General features: G+C 71.7%; 17 protein-coding genes and 1 tRNA gene. 12 read left to right on the top strand and 6 right to left on the bottom strand.

The genetic code is table 11. The annotated features are described in order from the left end of the window. The first annotated feature begins 40 nt into the window (after nucleotides 1–40). The 3 genes from QMG39_RS02185 to QMG39_RS02175 all read left to right on the top strand — a co-directional run bounded on the left by QMG39_RS02185 (nucleotide 41) and on the right by QMG39_RS02175 (nucleotide 4,128). Nucleotides 41–1,339: a UDP-glucose dehydrogenase family protein gene (locus tag QMG39_RS02185; protein ID WP_281882189.1), complete on the top strand. Its 1,299-nt coding sequence runs from the start codon at nucleotides 41–43 to the stop codon at nucleotides 1,337–1,339. A 196-nt stretch (nucleotides 1,340–1,535) separates the two neighbouring features. After that, the gene (locus tag QMG39_RS02180; RefSeq protein ID WP_281882188.1) at nucleotides 1,536–2,990 is read left to right on the top strand and encodes a sugar transferase; all 1,455 of its coding nucleotides are present in this window, start codon (nucleotides 1,536–1,538) and stop codon (nucleotides 2,988–2,990) included. Between the two features lie 88 nt (nucleotides 2,991–3,078). Next, nucleotides 3,079–4,128 carry an LCP family protein gene (locus QMG39_RS02175; RefSeq protein ID WP_281882187.1) on the top strand — a complete coding sequence of 350 codons (1,050 nt, stop codon included), beginning with the start codon at nucleotides 3,079–3,081 and terminating at the stop codon, nucleotides 4,126–4,128. Between the two features lie 13 nt (nucleotides 4,129–4,141). Here the strand turns inward: QMG39_RS02175 and QMG39_RS02170 are convergent, their stop codons facing one another. The 4 genes from QMG39_RS02170 to QMG39_RS02155 all read right to left on the bottom strand — a co-directional run bounded on the left by QMG39_RS02170 (nucleotide 4,142) and on the right by QMG39_RS02155 (nucleotide 8,468). Further along, the gene (locus tag QMG39_RS02170; protein WP_281882186.1) at nucleotides 4,142–4,612 is read right to left on the bottom strand and encodes a VanZ family protein; all 471 of its coding nucleotides are present in this window, start codon (nucleotides 4,610–4,612) and stop codon (nucleotides 4,142–4,144) included. 113 nt (nucleotides 4,613–4,725) lie between these two features. Beyond that, nucleotides 4,726–4,802 (bottom strand) — tRNA-Pro (locus QMG39_RS02165). Nucleotides 4,803–4,869: 67 nt separating this feature from the next. After that, nucleotides 4,870–5,844 (bottom strand): metallophosphoesterase, encoded by a 975-nt coding sequence (locus QMG39_RS02160; RefSeq protein ID WP_373878289.1) that lies wholly within the window; start codon nucleotides 5,842–5,844, stop codon nucleotides 4,870–4,872. Then, entirely contained in the window at nucleotides 5,841–8,468 is a 2,628-nt protein-coding gene (locus QMG39_RS02155) for a transglycosylase domain-containing protein (RefSeq protein WP_281882185.1), read from the bottom strand. Before QMG39_RS02155 ends, QMG39_RS02160 begins: the two co-directional genes overlap by 4 nt. An 80-nt stretch (nucleotides 8,469–8,548) precedes the next feature. On the opposite strand from QMG39_RS02155, the gene sp36 reads away from it, so the two are divergent. Beyond that, nucleotides 8,549–8,776, top strand: coding sequence for a Sp36 family protein (sp36, locus tag QMG39_RS02150; RefSeq protein WP_281882184.1), 228 nt, complete (start codon nucleotides 8,549–8,551; stop codon nucleotides 8,774–8,776). After that, a complete protein-coding gene (locus QMG39_RS02145; RefSeq protein WP_281882183.1) occupies nucleotides 8,773–9,246 on the top strand; it encodes a RidA family protein in 474 nt (157 codons plus the stop codon). Before sp36 ends, QMG39_RS02145 begins: the two co-directional genes overlap by 4 nt. 67 nt (nucleotides 9,247–9,313) lie before the next feature. On the opposite strand, the gene acs is transcribed toward QMG39_RS02145, so the two are convergent. Then, a complete protein-coding gene (gene acs, locus QMG39_RS02140) occupies nucleotides 9,314–11,266 on the bottom strand; it encodes an acetate--CoA ligase (protein ID WP_281882182.1) in 1,953 nt (650 codons plus the stop codon). Nucleotides 11,267–11,720: 454 nt separating this feature from the next. Between acs and QMG39_RS02135 the strand changes: the two genes are divergently transcribed. The 5 genes from QMG39_RS02135 (at nucleotide 11,721) to QMG39_RS02115 (ending at nucleotide 14,818) form a co-directional block, all read left to right on the top strand. After that, entirely contained in the window at nucleotides 11,721–12,869 is a 1,149-nt protein-coding gene (locus QMG39_RS02135; protein WP_281882181.1) for a TadA family conjugal transfer-associated ATPase, read from the top strand. Further along, entirely contained in the window at nucleotides 12,866–13,804 is a 939-nt protein-coding gene (locus QMG39_RS02130) for a type II secretion system F family protein (protein WP_281882180.1), read from the top strand. The genes QMG39_RS02135 and QMG39_RS02130 overlap by 4 nt, the downstream gene beginning before the upstream one ends. 67 nt (nucleotides 13,805–13,871) lie before the next feature. After that, on the top strand, nucleotides 13,872–14,111 hold the full coding sequence (locus QMG39_RS02125) for a DUF4244 domain-containing protein (RefSeq protein WP_281882179.1): 240 nt from the start codon (nucleotides 13,872–13,874) through the stop codon (nucleotides 14,109–14,111). A gap of 28 nt (nucleotides 14,112–14,139) precedes the next feature. Continuing rightward, a complete protein-coding gene (locus tag QMG39_RS02120; RefSeq protein ID WP_281882178.1) occupies nucleotides 14,140–14,448 on the top strand; it encodes a TadE family type IV pilus minor pilin in 309 nt (102 codons plus the stop codon). A 1-nt stretch (nucleotide 14,449) separates the two neighbouring features. Continuing rightward, nucleotides 14,450–14,818 carry an Rv3654c family TadE-like protein gene (locus QMG39_RS02115; RefSeq protein WP_281882177.1) on the top strand — a complete coding sequence of 123 codons (369 nt, stop codon included), beginning with the start codon at nucleotides 14,450–14,452 and terminating at the stop codon, nucleotides 14,816–14,818. 11 nt (nucleotides 14,819–14,829) lie between these two features. On the opposite strand, the gene QMG39_RS02110 is transcribed toward QMG39_RS02115, so the two are convergent. Next, nucleotides 14,830–15,069, bottom strand: a complete 240-nt coding sequence (locus tag QMG39_RS02110; RefSeq protein ID WP_281882176.1) for a hypothetical protein — start codon at nucleotides 15,067–15,069, stop codon at nucleotides 14,830–14,832. Nucleotides 15,070–15,128: 59 nt separating this feature from the next. Here QMG39_RS02110 and topA point away from each other — a divergent pair, with 59 nt between their 5' ends. Next, nucleotides 15,129–17,990 carry a type I DNA topoisomerase gene (gene topA, locus QMG39_RS02105; RefSeq protein ID WP_444979317.1) on the top strand — a complete coding sequence of 954 codons (2,862 nt, stop codon included), beginning with the start codon at nucleotides 15,129–15,131 and terminating at the stop codon, nucleotides 17,988–17,990. Next, the gene (gene tmk, locus QMG39_RS02100) at nucleotides 17,987–18,631 is read left to right on the top strand and encodes a dTMP kinase (RefSeq protein WP_281882174.1); all 645 of its coding nucleotides are present in this window, start codon (nucleotides 17,987–17,989) and stop codon (nucleotides 18,629–18,631) included. Before topA ends, tmk begins: the two co-directional genes overlap by 4 nt. Nucleotide 18,632: the final 1 nt, after the last annotated feature.

The raw sequence follows: 18,632 nt of genomic DNA, 5'->3' as shown, positions 1-18,632 counted from the left end.
TCCGCGTAGGGGAGAATTGAAGCCGCTCTGAAGGAGGAACATGAGAATCTCGGTGATCGGCTGCGGCTACCTGGGCGCGGTGCACGCGTCCGCGATGGCGGAGCTCGGACACGACGTGATCGGCATCGACGTCGACGAGTCGAAGATCGCACGGCTTGCAGCGGGCGCTCCGCCCTTCTACGAGCCGGGCCTCCCCGAGATCCTGACCTCGGCGACCGCGAGCGGCCGGCTCCGCTTCAGCACCGACTCGGCCGATGCCGCCGACGCCGACGTCCACTTCATCGCCGTCGGCACGCCGCAGGCCCAGGGCGGCTACGCCGCCGACCTGACCTACGTCGACGCCGCGGTCGACGGGCTCATCCCGCACCTGAAGCCGGGCAGCCTGGTGGTGGGCAAGAGCACGGTCCCGGTCGGGACCGCTGCCCGGCTCGCGGAGCGCGTCGCGGCGGGCAGCGAGGCCACGCTGGCCTGGAACCCCGAGTTCCTGCGCGAGGGCTTCGCCGTGGAGGACACGATCCGCCCCGACCGTCTGGTCTACGGCGTCGCCGACCAGCGCGCGGCAGATGTCCTCGACGAGGTGTACGCGCAGGCGCTCGAGGCGGGCACGCCCCGCATCACGACCGACTTCGCGACCGCCGAGCTCGTGAAAGTGTCCGCGAACGCGTTCCTCGCGACGAAGATCAGCTTCATCAACGCGATGGCCGAGATCGCGGAGTCCACAGGCGCCGACGTCACCGCGCTCGCCGATGCGATCGGCCACGACGCCCGGATCGGCCGCCGGTTCCTCAACGCCGGCGTCGGGTTCGGCGGCGGGTGCCTCCCGAAGGACATCCGCGCGTTCAGCGCCCGCGCCGAGGAGCTCGGTCGTGGTGAGTCCGTGGCCTTCCTGAAGGAGGTCGACGCGATCAACCTCCGCCGCCGCCAGCGGGTCGTCGACCTCGCGGTCGAGGCCCTCGACGGCCAGATCCACACCTCGAAGATCGCGGTGCTCGGCGTGACCTTCAAGCCCGACTCCGACGACGTCCGCGACTCCCCGGCACTCGACGTGGCGGTGCAGCTGAAGGGCCTCGGCGCGCGAGTCGTCGCGACCGACCCGCAGGGCATCGAGAACGCGCGGGCCAGGCATCCGCAGCTCGAGTACGCCGAGCAGGCCGATGACGCGCTGCGCGACGCGGACCTCGTCGTGCTGGTGACCGAGTGGCGCGAGTACCGGGACCTCGATCCCGCAGCGGCCGCGGCCCTGGTCACGACGCCCACCGTGATCGACGGGCGCAACGTGCTCTCGCCCGAGGCGTGGCGTGCCGCCGGCTTCACCTACCACGGCATGGGTCGGCCCTAGGGCGACTCGCGCGCCCGGTAACGATCCGGGTTACCATGTCCCCAGAACAGGGGGCAATTTCGTGTGCGCGGCGTCATCGCGTGCAACGATTGCAGCACCCGCGCACGCCGGCGGCCGAGCCCGACCTCGGTCCCGGACGTCCTGACCCGACGTCGCGCGCGCGGGAACGGGCCGCGAGCGGGAGGGAGCCGGCCGGGTGACGACGACCAACCAGCGACTCCGGGCGGCGAGCCGTCTCGAGCGCTGGCAGCGCGACTACGCCGCGCGCCTCTTCGCGACCGACCTGGTCGTGATCGTCGTCGCGGTCTTCGGCTCCCAGTTCCTCCGCTTCGGCGAGAACGCCGCAGGCCAGCGGATCGCCGAGCAGTCGATCAGCTACACGCTGGTCTCGCTCGTGCTCGTCTCGGTCTGGATGGTGGCGCTCGACCTCTTCGCGACGCGCGACCACACCATCATCGGCGCCGGCTCCACCGAGTATCGTCGCCTGGTCGACGCGACGATCCGCGTGTTCGGCGTCCTGGCGATCGTCGCGTTCCTCGCCCAGTCGCAGATCGGACGCGGCTACGTCCTGATCGCCCTGCCGGGCGGACTCCTGCTCCTGCTCGCGAGCCGCTGGTGCTGGCGGCAGTGGCTCGTGCGTCGTCGCGCGACCGGACGATACAGCCGACGCGTCCTCCTCGTGGGCGAGCGCGCCAAGGCGCTGCACGTCGCCGAGCAGATGGGCCGCGCCCCGACGGGCGGGTTCCGCATCGTCGGCGCCGTCACCGACCACGGCTCGGTCGAGCACGATCTCGTCGAGGGCATCCCGGTGCTCGGCGGATTCCCGCAGGTGCTCGAGGCGCTCGACGAGTCCGACGCCGACACCGTGATCTACGCCGGCTCCGACCTGGTCCACCCCGACCAGCTGCGCGAGCTGGGCTGGGATCTCGAGGAGCGGCAGGTCGGCCTCGTCATGGCCCCGGCGCTCGTCGACGTGGCCGGCCCGCGCATCCATGCGACGCCGGTCGCCGGCCTCCCGCTGATCCACGTGGACTATCCGCGGTTCATCGGTCGCAAGTACGTCACGAAGCGCGTCTTCGACATCGTCGTGTCCTCGCTCGCCCTGCTGCTGCTCGGCCCCGTCTTCCTGGTCATCGCGCTGGTGGTGCGCCGCGACAGCCCCGGCCCGGCGTTCTTCTCGCAGGAGCGGGTCGGCCTGAACGGCTCGACGTTCCGCATGCTGAAGTTCCGCTCGATGGTCGACGACGCCGAGGGGCAGCTGCCGGGCCTCCTCGACAAGTCGGACGGCAACGACGTGCTGTTCAAGCTGCGCGCCGACCCGCGCGTGACGCGCATCGGTGCCGTGCTGCGGCGTTACAGCTTGGACGAACTGCCCCAGCTCGTCAACGTGCTGCGCGGCGAGATGTCGCTGGTGGGGCCCCGGCCGCCGCTCCCGCGAGAGGTCGAGCGATACGGACGCGCGGCAGAACGACGGCTGCTCGTGCGTCCCGGCATCACCGGGCTCTGGCAGGTCAGCGGCCGCTCCGATCTCTCCTGGTCGGACAGCCTGCGCCTCGATCTCTACTACGTCGAGAACTGGTCGCTCACGGGCGACGTCATCGTGCTGATGCGGACCGTCCGGGCCGTCGCGGGCTCCCGCGGCGCGTACTGAGCGCCGCGCGCCACCACCCCCGAACAGGGGGATAACGACTCGGTGGATACTCGGCCGCGACGCGGCGTCTGGGGCTACGATTGCGCTCGTGTCACTGAATCTCGACGAGGCGGAGGTTCCCGCGCGCAAGCGCACGGGACTGCGCGTCACGCTCATCACGCTCGGAGCGATCCTGGGCGTGATCGCGATCGGCGTGGCCGTCGTCGCGATCTTCATCGGTACCATCGCGCGCACCTGGGACGAGGAGACGGCCAAGCTCGCCGAGGAGGACACGTTCCCCGAGGAGACGCTCCGTCCGCCGATCATCGAGGAGGGCGACGCCGCGAACGCGGTGAACATCCTCCTGCTCGGCTCGGACACGCGCGACGCCGTCGGCGATGACATCTCAGACCTCCCCGGGGGCCAGCGCTCCGACACGATCATGGTCGTGAACATCTCGGGCGACCGCGAGCACGTCACCGTGATGTCGATCCTCCGCGACAGCTGGGTCGAGATCCCCGGCCACGGCACCGCCAAGATCAACGCCGCGCTGTCGTGGGGCGGGGTGCCCCTGACCGTGCAGGTGATCGAGGGGCTGATCGACACGCGCATCGACCAGGTCGCGATCGTCGACGCCGAGAGCTTCAAGGGCCTGACCGACGCGCTCGGCGGGGTCGACATCAACAACCCGATCGCGTTCCAGAGCACCCACATCGACCACTTCTACCCACAGGGCGTGCAGCACCTCGATGGCGAGCTGGCGATGGCCTACGCGCGCGAGCGGAAGGCCTATGCGGACGGCGACTACCAGCGCGTGCGCAACCAGCAGCTGTTCATCAGCTCGGTGATGGACTCGGCGCTCAGTGCCGACACGGCGCTCAACCCGGGACGCGTGGTCGACATCGTCAGCGCCGTCTCGCCGTTCGTGACGGTCAGCGAGGGGCTGAACGCCGGCTACGTGGGCGGGCTGGCCCTCGAGATGACCTCGATCCGCAAGGACGACATCAACTTCTTCACCATGCCGACGTCCGGCATCGGCGTCTCGGCCGACGGCCAGTCCATCGTGCTGGTCGACCAGTCGCGCATCCCGGAGATGCAGGAGGCGTGGGCCGAGGACGAGGTCGCCGACTTCGCCGATCTGGTGAAATCCGGCGGCTGAGCCCCGGCTCCGCTCAGGAGCGATCTGCCTCCGCGCGCGCGCGACGCGCCTCGGCGCGGTCCATCGCGAACGCCACCGCGCAGCCCACCAGCACGCCGATACCGTTCGAGACGATGTCGCGCAGGTCGGAGGTGCGCTCCGGGAGGTACCTCCCCTGAAGGAACTCCGCGGTCGCGCTGACGGCGATCCCCAGTACCAGCGTGACGGCGACGCGCGCCCATGCAGGGCGGAGCACCCGTCCCGACAGCCACCAGCCGAGCATCCCCATCGGCAGGAACAGCAGCATGTTCGACGTGAACTCGATGAGGATGTACGTGTACCGGGATGCGATGCCGATGCTCCCCATCGCGTCGAGCACGAGCACGAACCTGGTGCCGCGCTCACCCTCGATCGGGTAGGGGTAGCCGAGCGTGAGTGCGAGCAGCGCCACGTAGGCCACGGTCAGCAGGACCGTGAGCCACGGCCGCCTGCGGAACCACCCCACGCGCACAGCCTAGGCGCAACTCCGGGTGCCGCGAAGTGGTCCGCTGCAGGCTGCGCAGTCATCGCTCGCGGCCCGGAGAGACGACGAGACCCCCTCCGAGGAGGGGGTCTCGATGGTCGGGGTGACAGGATTTGAACCTGCGACCTCTTCGTCCCGAACGAAGCGCGCTACCAAGCTGCGCCACACCCCGGTGGCCGTAAGGCCTCAACAAGGATAGCCGATAATCCGAGTGCTCCCGACCACGGACGGTCCCGGCCCTACGGCGCCGCCACGAGGGTGAGCAGCGTCGCCTCGGGCGGGCAGGCGAACCGCACCGGCGCGGTGATCGCCGTGCCCAGGCCCGCGGACACGTTGAGGTAGGCGGTGTGGAGTCCGTGGCCCCAGAGGCTCAGCCCGCGTGCCTGCGAGCGCGGGATGTCGCAGTTGGTGACGAGTGCCCCGTAGCCGGGGACGCGCACCTGGCCGCCGTGCGTGTGTCCCGCGAGGATGAGTTGCGCGCCGTGGTTGACGAAGGAGCCGAGCACGCGCCGGTAGGGAGCGTGGGTGACGCCGATGGTCACCGTCGGCCGGTCCTCGGCGCCGTCGCCGGACCACGAGTCGTCGCCCCACGGGTCGCCCTCGCGCAACTCGTCGATGGCCGTCGTGATGAGGTCCAGCCGGTCGAATCCCTTGTGGGCGTCGTCCACCCCGAAGAACTCCAGGTTCGTGCCACGGAGTTCCATCGCGGCCGCGGCGTTGTCGAGGTCGACCCAGCCCAGCTCGGCGAAGAAGGCGTGCAGCGCTTCGATGTCGAGGCGCGACGCGCCCGACCCGCCGACCTTCGAGGGGCCCGCGAAGTAGCCGAACGGATTCTTCAGCGTCGGTCCGAAGTAGTCGTTCGACCCGTTGACGAAGACGCCGGGCACGCCGGCGAAGGGCTCCAGGGCGCGACGGACGCCCTCCAGGCCCCGCGCGTGGCCGAGATTGTCGCCCGTGTCGACCACGAGGTCGGGCTGCAGCGCGGCGAGGCTGCGCACCCACTCCTGCTTGTGGCGCTGCCAGGGCGCCATGTGCAGGTCGGAGATGTGCAGCACGCGGATCGGGTCCGCACCCGACGGGAGCACCGGCACGGTGACCTCACGCAGCGTCCACCGGGTGCGCTCGACGAGCGCACCGTACGCGAACGCACCGAGTCCCACCGCACCGACCGCGGTCAGTGCGGCGGCGACTCCGCTCCGTCCGAGTCGGGTCACCCGCCGCCGCCGCCGTTGGTGCCGTTCCCGGTACCGCCGTCGCCGCCGTCGCCGCCGCCGCCGATGTCCACGACGAAGCGGCCGATGACGATCGTCACGCGCGAGCCCTGGCGGGCCTCCTGCCCGCCTCCGGGATCCTGCGAGATCACGACGCCGTCCTTCGTCGGATCGAGCACGTCCTCCTCGCGCACGCGAACGTTGTAGCCGGAGAGCTGGTCGCGTGCGGCCTGCTCGGTCATGCCCACCACGTCGGGCACGGCGCTGACCTTGCCGTTGGAGACGTTCACGATGATCACGGTGCCGCGGCCCGCCTGGCCCTCGGGGCTGATGCTCGAGACCCGGCCCTCAGGCTGGCTCGAGTCCTCCTCCTTGCCCTCCTCGTAGACGAAGCCGGCCTCCTCGAGTGCCGTCTGCGCCGCCTCGGGGGTGAGGCCCACGACGTCGGGGATGTCGATCAGCACCTGCTTGAAGAACTCGGCGTTCGCCTCGGGGAACGCCTCGCCGCCGTACTTCGCGTCAGCGACCGTCATGATGTCCTTCCACATGCGGTGACGTGCCGTCGCGGCGGGGCCGGAGTCCCAGTAGATGTTGCGCAGCGCGACCTGGCGCCCGGCGGGCGCGGTCACGTGGCCGACCCACACGGCGGTGGCGACCTTGGTGCTCGCGCCGTTCATCCAGGTGTCCTTGGAGTCGTCGGTCGTACCGGTCTTGCCGATGTGCGCCACGCCCGAGTACGTGTTCGATGCGACCGCGGTGCCGCCGCCGGCGAAGGTCTGCTGCATCGCATACTGCATCGCCGCTGCCACGTCGGTGGTCACCGACTGCGTGCAGACCGGTTCGGGCGAGTAGATGGCCTCGCCCTCCGCGTCGCGGATCTTCTTGATGGCGTTGGGCTCGCAGGTCAGGCCGTTGTTGGCGATGCCCGCGTATGCCGCGGCCATCGTGACCGGCGCGATCTCCTGCGTGCCGAGCACGTCGGAGGGGTTCATCTGCAGCGGGTTGCCGTCGGCGCGGTGGATGCCGAACGCCTGGGCCGTCTCCTTGATGCCGCACAGGTCGAGCTGCTGCGCCATCGCGACGAAGCTCGTGTTGACCGACCACTTGGTGGCGTCCACCGAGTTCGTGGCGACGCGGCCGTCGTCGTTCTTCGGGTCGAACGAGCCCACGAAGTCGCCGTCGCAGGTGTTGGTGAAGTGGGTGAACTCGCGCCGCTGGCCGTTGAACGACTCGAGCAGCGAGTGACCCTCGTTGAGCCACTCCGCGAGCGTGAACACCTTGTACGTCGATCCGGGCTGGAACCCGCTCGAGCCGCCGTACGCGTAGTCGGTGTTGTAGTTCACCGCCGAGTACTGGGCACCCTTGGCGAGCACGTCCGGGTCGTTCGAGAACGTCTTGTTCTGCGTCATCGCGAGGATGTCGCCGGTACCGGGCTGCACGCTCACCGCCGTCGAGCCGACGTCGAACCGGGCATCCACCGAGGGCACGTTCGCCTTCATCGTCGCCACGGCCGCCTTCTGGAGGCTGGTGTCGATCGTGGTGTAGATGTTGAGGCCGCCCTTCTGGAGCAGCTGCAGGCCCTCGTTGACGTCCTCGGTCTCCGGGTCGTCGAGCTTGTTGCGGACCTCCCAGGTCACGTAGTCGCAGAAGTACCCGAGGTCGCCGGCCGACTGGCAGCCGGTGCTCGGCTCCGTGATCGTCGGCTCGACGGGCGTCGCGATGGCCTCGTCGTACTCCTCCTGCGTGATCTTCTGGTACTCCAGCATCTCGCCGAGGATGTAGTTGCGGCGGTCCATGTTCGCCGCGTACGGGACCGACTCGCCGTCGGCGTTCACCGTCTCGGCGCCGTTGGTCTCGCTGTCCGGGTAGTCGAGCCGGAACTTCTCGGGGTTGTTCACGATCGCGATGAGGCTCGCCGCCTGGGCGAGCGAGAGCTCGCTCGCGGACTTGTCGAAGTAGTACTTCGCTGCCGACTCGATGCCGTACACGCGCCCGCCGAAGTGCGCGATGTTGAGGTACCCGAGCAGGACCTCGTCCTTCGTGAACTGCTTCTCGAGGGTGATCGCGTACCGGATCTCCTTGAGCTTGCGCTCCGGGGTCGTCGCGGTCGCCTCGAGGTATGCGGCCTGCTCCTCCTCCGCGGTCGTCGCCTCGGCGATGCCCTGCTGGATGAGCACGTTCTTGATGTACTGCTGGGTGATGGACGAGCCGCCCTGCACGTCGCGGTTCAGCACGTACGTGCTCACGGCACCGCGGATCGTGCCCTGCAGGTCGACGCCGCCGTGCTCGTAGAAGCGCGGGTCCTCACCGGAGATCGCGGCGTCCTTGACGTACTGGCTGATGTCGTCCCAGGCCACCTCCTCGCGGTTCTGGTCGAAGAACGAGGCGATGGGTCGCCAGTCCGCGCCGTACTTGGCGTAGATGGTGGACTTCTGCGACAGGTCGTCGATCTCGAGGTATCCGGGGAGGTTCTCGAACATGCTGATGGAGCTGTTCGCCGCCATACCGGTCACGGCAAGTGCAGGGGTGACCGTGGCGGTGACGAGCACGCCGGCGAGCGCGCTCAGGCCGATGAGGCCGAGCACGCCTTCGGCGGCACCGCGCAGGGTACGGTTTTGGGCAGACATATAGTGGAGCCTATCGCCGCAGGCTGGCAAACCGCTCCACCGCCACACACCTCCGGCAGACCACCCGACGAAGGAGCCACATGCCCGCCTGGGAGTACGTCACCACGCCGCTGCTGATCCACAACACGGCGGCGATCCTGAACAACTGGGGGCGTGACGGCTGGGAGCTCGTGCAGGTCGTCAGCGGTCCGGAGGGCGGGCTCGTGGCCTACCTGAAGCGACCCGTCGGGGGCGGTGACTCGCAGGCCGCGTCGGCCGGCGCCGCCGCGGCGGCCGAGGCCGCGAAGCAGTTCGAGGGCGAGCAGTGACCGGCACGGTCGCCGCCCGGCTCGCCGAGCTCGGGCTCGAGCTCCCCGCCGTCGCCGCGCCCGTCGCCGCGTACGTGCCCGCCGTCGTGAGCGGCAATCTGGCCTTCACCTCGGGCCAGCTCCCGTTCGTCGACGGCGCGCTCCCCGAGACCGGCAAGGTCGGCACGGGCGAGGGGCAGGTCGATGCGGATGCCGCGAAGGGCTACGCCCGCACCTGCATCCTCAACGCGCTCGCCGCCGCCGAGTCGGTCATCGGGTCGCTCGACCGGGTCACGCGCGTCGTGAAGGTCACCGGCTTCGTGGCATCCGACCCGTCGTTCACCGGGCAGCCCGGCGTGATCAACGGCGCGTCCGAGCTGCTCGGCGAGGTCTTCGGCGATGCCGGCCGTCACGCGCGCTCGGCCGTCGGCGTGCCCGTGCTGCCGCTCGACTCGCCGGTCGAGGTCGAGCTCGTCGTCGAGTTCGCGTAGCGGCACGCCGCCCGCACCCGGTGGGGGAGGGCGGACGCCGGCTCGCGGCATCCGCCCCGCACCGTGATCAGCGCACCTGCGCGCTGATGATCTCCATGATCGACGTGTCGGCGAGCGTCGTGGTGTCGCCGACCTCGCGGCCCTCGGCGAGATCGCGCAGCAGTCGCCGCATGATCTTGCCCGAGCGCGTCTTCGGCAGCTCGTTCACGATGAACACCTGACGGGGCCTGGCGATCGCACCGATCTCCTTGGCGACGTGCGCGCGGAGCTCCTGGCTCGTCGCCTCGGTGTCGCTCGCCGCCGAGACCTGCCGGTCCTTGAGGATCACGAACGCGACGACCGCCTGGCCGGTTGTCTCGTCGGACGCGCCGACGACCGCCGCCTCCGCGGTGAGCGGATGCGCGACGAGCGACGACTCGATCTCGGCGGTCGAGAGGCGGTGGCCCGAGACGTTCATGACGTCGTCGACCCGGCCGAGCAACCAGATGTCTCCGTCCTCATCGCGGCGCGCGCCGTCGCCGGCGAAGTACCGGTCGCCGAACTTCGCCCAGTAGGTCTCCTGGAACCGCTCGGGGTCGCCCCAGATGCCCCGGAGCATGCTCGGCCACGGCTCGGTGACGGTGAGTAGCCCGCCCGAGGTGCCGTCGACGGGGTCGCCCTCGTCGGTCAGCACGTCGATCGAGATGCCCGGCACGGGAACCTGCGCGCTGCCGGGCTTGAGGTCGGTGATGCCGGGCAGCGCCGAGATCATGATCGCGCCCGTCTCGGTCTGCCACCAGGTGTCGACGACCGGGATCGAGCCGCCGCCGATGACGTGCCGGTACCAGATCCACGCCTCGGGGTTGATCGGCTCGCCCACGGAGCCGAGCACCCGCAGCGTGCGCAGGTTGAACGACTGCGGGATCTGCCGGCCGGCCTTCATGAACGACCGGATCGCGGTCGGCGCCGTGTAGAAGATCGTGACGCCGTACTTCTCGATGATCTCCCACCAGCGACCCGGATGCGGCGTGTCCGGCGTGCCCTCGTAGATGACCTGGGTCGCGCCGTTGGCGAGCGGCCCGTAGACGACGTACGAGTGGCCGGTGATCCAGCCGACGTCGGCGGTGCACCAGTAGACGTCGCGCTCGGGGTGCAGGTCGAACACGTTCCTGTGCGTGAACGCCGCCTGGGTGAGGTAGCCGCCCGAGGTGTGCAGGATGCCCTTCGGCTTCCCGGTCGTGCCCGAGGTGTAGAGGATGAACAGGGGGTGCTCGGCGTTGAACGCGGGCGCCTCGTGCTCGTCGGAGGCCTCCGCCGCGAGCTCGTGCCACCAGTGGTCGCGGCCCTCGACCCAGTCGACCTCGTTCTCGCCGCGGCGCACGACGAGCACGTGCCCGACCGACCCGGCCGACTTCGCGACGGCCTCGTCGACGGTGGGCTTCAGCGGGAAGACCTTGCCCTTGCGGTACCCGCCGTCGGCGGTGATGACGACGGATGCCTCGGCGTCGTCGATTCGCGAGGCGAGGCTGTCCGCGCTGAAGCCGCCGAACACGACCGAGTGGATGGCGCCGACACGTGCGATCGCGAGCATCGCGATCACGGCCTCGGGGATGAGCGGCAGGTAGACGGCGACGCGGTCACCGGGCTTCACGCCCAGGCCGATCAGCACGTTTGCGGCGCGCTTCACCTCCGCGGTGAGCTCGGCGTAGGTGATGGCGCGGCTGTCGCCGGGCTCGCCCTCGAAGTACAGGGCGACGCGGTCGCCGTTGCCCGCCTCGACGTGGCGGTCGAGGCAGTTGGCCGCGACGTTGAGCTCCCCGTCGTCGAACCACTTGGCGAACGGCGGGTTCGACCAGTCGAGCGTGCGGGTGAAGGGCGTGCTCCAGGTGAGCAGCGACCGCGCCTGGTCGGCCCAGAAGGCGAGGCGGTCGGCGGATGCGGCCTCGGCCAGCTCGGGGCCGGCGACCGCTTGGGCGGCGAACTCGGGACTCGGCCGGAATCGGCGGATCTCCTCGAGACTGTGATCGATCTGGACGTTCATGTCGTTTCGGTCGCTCCTTCGCGAACGGGGATCATCGGTGGGTTTCGCCTGCCCGGTACGACCCTATCCCGCACGCTGCACCGCCGTGGAATCCGGCGTCATGTCCCCCACTCACCCCCGGATCGTGTACCCCATCTGTGCCTCTGCCCAGAGATTTCTGCGCGTCCCCACAAATGAGGACAAAAGGTACTTGCGCATGGATCCGTACCCCCTAAACTGGGGCGTGCCTGAACGAGTTTCATGGCCTGCGATGTTGTGATTCCCCCCAATCGCACATCGCCGAGGCGGCACCTGTTCCCCCCAATGGGTGCCGCCCCCTCCTTTTTAACGGGGTCGATCGCAGGGCTGCGATCGACACCCGTGCATTCCTCCACAGGGCTTCCGGCAGGTCGGCTCGGCCGAGCAGGCAGAGGATCGGCCCGGAACGGTGCCGGAGCTTCCTACCGTCGTCGGCATGGCGGTTCCCCGGTCAATCCCGTACATCGCACGGCCCTCGTGGTCGTCGCCCGACGCGCCCGCGCCCGCGCCCGCGCCCGACGCGAGCGGGGCGCTGCTGGTGCGTCCCGGCACGCCCGGCGCTGCGAACCGCGCGGGCACGACAGGTTCGACACGGCGCGGCGAGGCGGTCGATGCAGCGGATGCCGCCCGGGCGGCGCAGCCGGCCGAGCCGATCGACCTCGGGGCGCTGGGCCCGCTCGCGCCGCACGCCGAGGGCGCCACCGACCTCTTCGTGAACGGCGAGCGCGGGCTCTGGGTGGACCGGGGCCGGGGCGCGGAGCGGGAGCCGTCGTGGGAGGCCGACGAGCGCATGGTCCGCGCGCTCGCGGTCGCGCTCATCGCGCGCGGCGGTCGTCACGTCGACGAGGCGACGCCCGCGGTCGATGCGCGCATCGGCGGCGGCATCCGCGTCCACGCGGTGCTGCCGCCGGTCGCCACGGCCGGCACGCTCATCTCGGTGCGCGTGCCGCGGCAGGGCGCGCCGAGCCTGGCCGACCTCGTGCGGGGCGGGCTGTGCGACGAGCGGGTCGCGCAGCGACTGCGGGCGGCGGTCGCCGCACGGGAGAACCTGCTCGTGACGGGCGCGGCGGGGGCGGGCAAGACGACGCTCCTGGGAGCGCTGCTGGCCGAGGCGCCGGCGGCCGAGCGCATCGTGCTCATCGAGGACGTCGCCGAGCTCCGCGTGCGCCACCCGCACGTCGTCGCGCTGCAGGCGCGTCAGGCCAACCTGGAGGGCGCGGGCGGGCTCGGGCTCGACGCGCTGCTGCGCGAGGCGCTGCGCATGCGGCCCGACCGCATCGTCGTGGGCGAGTGCCGTGGCGCGGAACTGCGCGAGCTGCTGTCGGCGCTGAACACCGGTCACGACGGCGGCGCGGGCACCCTGCACGCGAACGCGCTGGACGAGGTGCCGGCGCGCCTCGAGGCCCTCGGCGCGGCCGCCGGAATGACCCCGGACGCGGTCGCGCGCCAGGCGGCGAGTGCGTTCGACCTCGTGGTCCACGTCGAGCGGGACGGCACCGGGCGCCGGATCAGCGGGACCGGCCGCCTCCGGCTGGACGGCGGCCGTCTGGTCGTGCTGCCGTCCGAGGCGGAGGCGGGCGCATGATCGCGCTGCGGCGCCGCGGCCCCGCGCCCGGCACCGAGGTCGACGCGGTGGCGACCGGCGCGCACCGCCTCGCCGTGCTGCTCGCGGCGGGCGTGGCGCCCGCCGCCGCCTGGGCGCATCTCGCGAGCACGGCCGGTGGCGTGGCGGAGCACGCCGCCGATGCGGCGCGCACCGGCGGCGACGTGGCGGGCGCCGTCGTGGGTGCCGCGGGAGCGCTGCCCGCGCCGGCACGACTCGGCTGGCAGGCGCTCGCCGCGGGCTGGTCGGTCGCCGAGCGGTCCGGGAGCCCGCTCGCGCAGATGCTCCGCGACACCGCTGGTGCCCTCCGCGACGTGGCCGAGCTGCAGCGGGAGCTCGACGCCGTGCTCGCGGGCCCGCGTGCGACGGCCCGGCTCGTCGCGCTGCTGCCGCCGGTCGGACTCGCCTTCGGCGCCGCGCTCGGCTTCGACACGGTCGGGGCGCTCCTGGGCTCGCCGCTCGGGCTCGGCTCCGCCGTGGCGGGCGTCGCGCTGCTGGGTGCGGGACTCGTGTGGAGCCGCGCGCTCGTCGCCCGCGCGGCCCGTCCCGAGCCCGCGCCGGGCCTCGCCCTCGACCTGCTCGCCGTCGCGCTCGCCGGTGGCGCGAGCGTCCCGCGAGCGCGCGCCGCCGTGGTCGAGGCGCTCGACGCGTGCCTGCCCGCGGCGCGGGCGGATGCAGCAGCCGACGAGGTCGTCGCGCTGAGCCGCCGCGCGGGCGTGCCGGTCGGCGAGCTGCTGCGCGCGGAGGCCTCGTCGCAGCGTCTGGCCGCGCGAGCAGCCGGGCGCGCCGGGTCCGCCGCGCTCGCGGTGCGCCTGATGCTGCCGCTCGCGGCGTGCACGCTCCCGGCGTTCGTGCTGCTCGGCGTGCTGCCGATGCTCGTGTCGGTCGTCGCGACGACCGTTGCGGACCTCGCATGAGGGCCGCACCCCGATCTGCTCGTGCCACCGGACCGGGCGCGAGCCCGATGAAGAGAGAGGAGAACGGATGCCCGAACACGACCACGGAGGTGCGCCCGACGCGGGTGCCCGACGCCCCGAGCGGAGGAGCCGCGCCGCACGGCTCCTGCGGCGACTCGCGGGCGATCGCGGTGCCGCCACCGCGGAGTACGCGGTGGCGACGATGGCGGCCGTGGGCTTCGCGGGCCTGCTCGTCGTCATCCTGCGCGGCGACGAGGTGCGCGAGATCCTCACCGACCTCGTGCGCAACGCGCTCACGTTGGGCTGAGCCCGGCGTGCGAGGCGACCGGGGGAGCGTGACGGCGGAGCTGGCCGCCGCGCTCCCCGCGGTCGCGCTCGTGCTCGCGATCTGCCTCGGCGGGGTCGGGCTGCTCGCCCGCCACGCGGCGCTGGCCGACTCGGCGGCCGACGCGGCGAGGGCCCTCGGCCGCGGCGAGGCGGACGACCGGGCGCGCGACATCGTCGCCCGGGTCGCGCCCGGGGCGCACGTCGTCGTCGAGCACGACGGCGGATTCGTCTGCGTGCGCGTGCGGGAGCCCGCGCCGATGGCGCTCCTGCCGCTCGATGCCGCGGCGCGCGCGTGCGCGCTCGAGGGCGGGTGGTGACGTGGGCGCGAGGGCCGGCGGGATCTCAGCCGAGCGCGGGGCGGGTTCGGTGCTCGCGCTGGGCGTGGTCGCGGCGACCGTCGCGCTCACCGCGCCGGTGCTCGCCGCGTCGGCGATGCTGCTCGGCGGGCAGCTCGCGGCCAACGCCGCGGACGCGGCGGCGCTCGCGGCGGCCGACGCCGTGTCGGGTGCGGTGCCCGGCGAGCCGTGCGAGCGCGCCGCCGACGCCGCGGCGCGCAACGGCGGCACGCTCGAGGCGTGCGCGATCGACGGCCTCGTCGCCGAGGTGCGGGCGCGCGTGGTCGTCGCCGGGCTCGCGCAGGCCGCACGGGCCCGGGCCGGGCCCCCTGGAGCGGGGCTCGAGCCGTGAGGCGCCTCGGGTCAGTCGAAGACGGTCTCGATGAAGCGGTACGAGACCGACGACGGCCTGCCCGCATGCTCGGTGTCGAACTCGACGCCGGAGCCGCGCGAGTAGACGTAGTGCTTGCCGCCCGACTCGGCCGGGATCTCCAGCCGGGGGTTCGGATCGCCGGAATCGAGGAACGCGACCGTGATGGTCTTGCCCTCCAGCGGCCCGTCGGTCAGCTTCGCCGTGTACGTGCCTGCGGTTGACGTGTCCATATCGTCATTGTCCTCCGCTCGCAGGCGTCCGCAAGGGGTCGCTCTCGGTGTGACTGTGTATGGTGTGCGATGAACGGGAGGGGTGCTCCCGCGAAAGGAGTCCGGTGCCGGGCAAGAAGCTGGTCATCGTCGAGTCGCCGACCAAGATGAAGTCCATCGCCAACTATCTGGGCGAGGGCTACGAGGTGCTGTCCTCGGTCGGTCACATCCGCGACCTCGTCGAGCCGAAGAACCTCCCCCCGGAGCTCAAGAAGGGCTCGATGGGCAAGTTCTCCGTGGACGTGGAGAACGGCTTCGAGCCCTACTACGTCGTCTCCGACTCCAAGAAGAAGACGGTCGCCGAGCTCAAGCGCGCGCTGAAGGGCGCCGACGAACTCCTGCTCGCCACTGATGAGGACCGCGAGGGCGAGGCCATCGCGTGGCACCTCCTGCAGGAGCTGAAGCCCAAGGTGCCGGTGCGCCGCATGGTCTTCCACGAGATCACCAAGGACGCGATCCTCGCCGCGAAGGACCACACCCGCGAACTCGACACCGCGCTCGTCGACGCGCAGGAGACGCGCCGCATCCTCGACCGCCTCTACGGCTACGAGGTCTCGCCCGTGCTCTGGCGCAAGGTCGGCCCCGGCCTCTCCGCCGGCCGCGTGCAGTCGGCGGCGACGCGCCTGGTCGTCGAGCGCGAGCGCGAGCGCCTCGCGTTCGTGGCGGCGTCGTACTGGGACCTCACCGCGACCTTCGCCGAGTCGGATGCCGCCGACGCGACCGCGTTCGAGGCGCGCCTCGTGCGCCTGGACGGCGCTCGCGTCGCGACCGGGCGCGACTTCGACGACGCCGGCCGGCTGAAGAACGACGCCGTGGTCCTCGACGAGGCATCCGCCCGTGCCCTCGCCTCGGCCCTGCGCGCCGACACCGTGCCGTCGACCGTCGCCAAGGTCGAGTCGAAGCCGTACTCGCGCAAGCCCGCGGCGCCGTTCACGACATCGACGCTGCAGCAGGAGGCCGCGCGCAAGCTGCGGTTCTCGGCCCGCCAGACCATGTCGGTCGCCCAGTCGCTCTACGAGAACGGCTACATCACCTATATGCGCACCGACTCGCCGTCGCTCTCGAAGCAGGCGACGGATGCGGCGCGGGCGCAGGCCGTCGCGCTCTACGGCGCCGACTCCATCCCGTCGTCGCCGCGCGTGTACAAGGGGAAGAGCAAGAACGCGCAGGAGGCGCACGAGGCGATCCGCCCGTCGGGCGACACGTTCCGCACGCCGTCGTCGCTCCAGTCGACCCTGCGCGGCAACGACTTCAAGCTGTACGACCTCATCTGGAAGCGCACGGTCGCCTCGCAGATGGCCGACGCGAAGGGCAAGACCGCGACGCTCACGATCGCGGTCGGCCCCACGGCGGCCGACACGGCGGTGGCGGCGGATGCCCCGGAGCCGGCGTCGCCCCGCCCCGGCATCGCGAACTCCACCGCCGAGTTCAGCGCGAGCGGCACGGTGATCACGTTCCGCGGGTTCCTCGCCGCCTACGAGGAGGGCAAGGACGAGGAGCGGAACGCCGACGAGGGCGGCAAGAACGCCAAGCTGCCCCCGCTCGAGGAGGGCCAGGTCATCGCGCTGGCGAACCTCGAGTCGAAGGACCACGAGACGAGCCCGCCGCCGCGCTACACCGAGGCGAGCCTCGTGAAGCGGCTCGAGGAGCTCGGCATCGGCCGCCCGTCGACGTTCGCGTCGATCATCTCCACGATCGTCGACCGCGGCTACGTCACCCCGCGCGGGCAGGCGCTCGTGCCGAACTGGATCGCCTTCTCGGTCGTGCGGCTGCTCGAGGAGCACTTCACCGACCTCGTGCAGTACGACTTCACCGCCGAGATGGAGGAGGACCTCGACCGCATCGCGGGCGGCGACGCCGACCGCGTCGACTGGCTGAAGGGCTTCTACTTCGGCACCGACGACTACCTCGGGCTGCGCCAGATCATCGACAACCTGGGCGACATCGACGCGCGCCGCATCAACTCGATCCCGATCGCCGACGACATCACGCTGCGCATCGGTCGCTACGGGCCGTACCTCGAGACGCCCGACACCGAGGGCGGGCCGGATGCGACGCCGCGGCGCGTGAACATCCCGGCCGAGCTCGCGCCTGACGAGCTCACCGAGGCGAAGGCGCGCGAGCTCGTCGATGCGCCGGTGCAGGGCGACCTCGTGCTCGGCCTGAACCCGGAGAACGGCAAGCAGGTCGTGGCGAAGGACGGCCGCTTCGGCCCGTACGTCACCGAGCTGGAGCCCGAGCTGGAGCCCGAGGCATCCGTCGACCCGAAGACGGGCGAGGTGACCGACGCGCCGAAGAAGAAGCCTGCGAAGAAGGCCGCCGCCCCGAAGCCGCGCACGGCGTCGCTGTTCAAGTCGATGGACCTCGCGACGATCGACCTCGACACCGCGCTGCGCCTGCTCGACCTGCCCCGCACGGTGGGCGAGGACCCGGAGTCGGGCGATGCGATCACCGCGCAGAACGGCCGCTACGGCCCGTACCTCAAGAAGGGCACCGACACGCGCTCGCTGCCGAGCGAGGACGCGATCTTCGACATCGACCTCCCCGGTGCGCTCGAGCTCTACGCGCAGCCGAAGTACGGTGCGCGCCGTGCGTCGAGCTCGCTCAAGGAGTTCGAGGCGGACCCCGTCAGCGGCAAGCCGATCAAGGTGAAGGACGGCCGCTTCGGGCCGTACGTCACCGACGGGACGACCAACGCGACGATCCCGCGCGGCGACACCGTGGAGGAGATCACGTTCGAGCGGGCCGCCGAGCTCCTCCAGATCAAGCGCGACAAGGGCCCGGCGAAGCCGCGCACCACGCGCGCGAGCACCGCGAAGAAGGCCCCGGCGAAGAAGAAGGCGCCGGCGAAGAAGGCCGCGCCCAAGAAGACCACGTCGTGACCCGGGCCGCGCGCGGCCTGTTCGTCACGCTCGAGGGCGGTGACGGCTCGGGCAAGTCGACCCAGGCCGAACTGCTCGCCGAGTGGCTGCGCGCGTCGGGCCGCGAGGTCGTGCGCACGCGCGAGCCGGGCGGCACCGACGTCGGGCTCGAGATCCGCGAGCTCGTGCTGCACCACCGCGGCGACATCGCGCCGCGCGCCGAGGCGCTGCTGTACGCGGCCGATCGGGCGCACCACGTCGCGACGCTCGTGCGGCCCGCGCTCGAGCGCGGCGCGGTCGTGCTACAGGACCGCTACCTCGACTCCTCGGTCGCCTACCAGGGCGCCGGTCGCGTGCTCGACGCCGACGAGGTGCGGCGACTGTCGCTGTGGGCGACCGACGACCTGCTGCCCGACCTCACGATCCTCCTCGACCTCGACGAGGCCGCCGCGCGCGCCCGCCTCGACGGCGCCCGCACCCGGTACGACCGCCTCGAGGCCGAGGGTGCGTCCTTCCACGCCCGCGTGCGGGCCGCGTACCTCGAGCTGGCCGCGGCCGAGCCCGAGCGGTTCCTGGTGCTCGATGCGACCCTGCCGGTGGACGAGCTCGCGACCGCGATCCGTGAGGCCGTGGGCGAACGGCTCGTCGGCGGCGACGGGTAGC

The sequence above is a fragment of the Agromyces rhizosphaerae genome (assembly GCF_027925245.1).
Classification (GTDB): domain Bacteria; phylum Actinomycetota; class Actinomycetes; order Actinomycetales; family Microbacteriaceae; genus Agromyces; species Agromyces rhizosphaerae.
This window is presented reverse-complemented; position numbering and strand designations above follow the sequence as displayed.

What these genes read in the sequence shown, in the direction of transcription:
- QMG39_RS02185 (WP_281882189.1), top strand. Translation starts at nt 41, where the DNA reads ATGAGAATCTCGGTGATCGGCTGCGGCTACCTGGGCGCGGTGCACGCG.
- QMG39_RS02155 (WP_281882185.1), bottom strand. Translation starts at nt 8,468, where the DNA reads ATGTCTGCCCAAAACCGTACCCTGCGCGGTGCCGCCGAAGGCGTGCTC.
- sp36 (WP_281882184.1), top strand. Translation starts at nt 8,549, where the DNA reads ATGCCCGCCTGGGAGTACGTCACCACGCCGCTGCTGATCCACAACACG.
- acs (WP_281882182.1), bottom strand. Translation starts at nt 11,266, where the DNA reads ATGAACGTCCAGATCGATCACAGTCTCGAGGAGATCCGCCGATTCCGG.
- QMG39_RS02135 (WP_281882181.1), top strand. Translation starts at nt 11,721, where the DNA reads ATGGCGGTTCCCCGGTCAATCCCGTACATCGCACGGCCCTCGTGGTCG.
- QMG39_RS02130 (WP_281882180.1), top strand. Translation starts at nt 12,866, where the DNA reads ATGATCGCGCTGCGGCGCCGCGGCCCCGCGCCCGGCACCGAGGTCGAC.
- QMG39_RS02125 (WP_281882179.1), top strand. Translation starts at nt 13,872, where the DNA reads ATGCCCGAACACGACCACGGAGGTGCGCCCGACGCGGGTGCCCGACGC.
- QMG39_RS02110 (WP_281882176.1), bottom strand. Translation starts at nt 15,069, where the DNA reads ATGGACACGTCAACCGCAGGCACGTACACGGCGAAGCTGACCGACGGG.
- topA (WP_444979317.1), top strand. Translation starts at nt 15,129, where the DNA reads ATGGTGTGCGATGAACGGGAGGGGTGCTCCCGCGAAAGGAGTCCGGTG.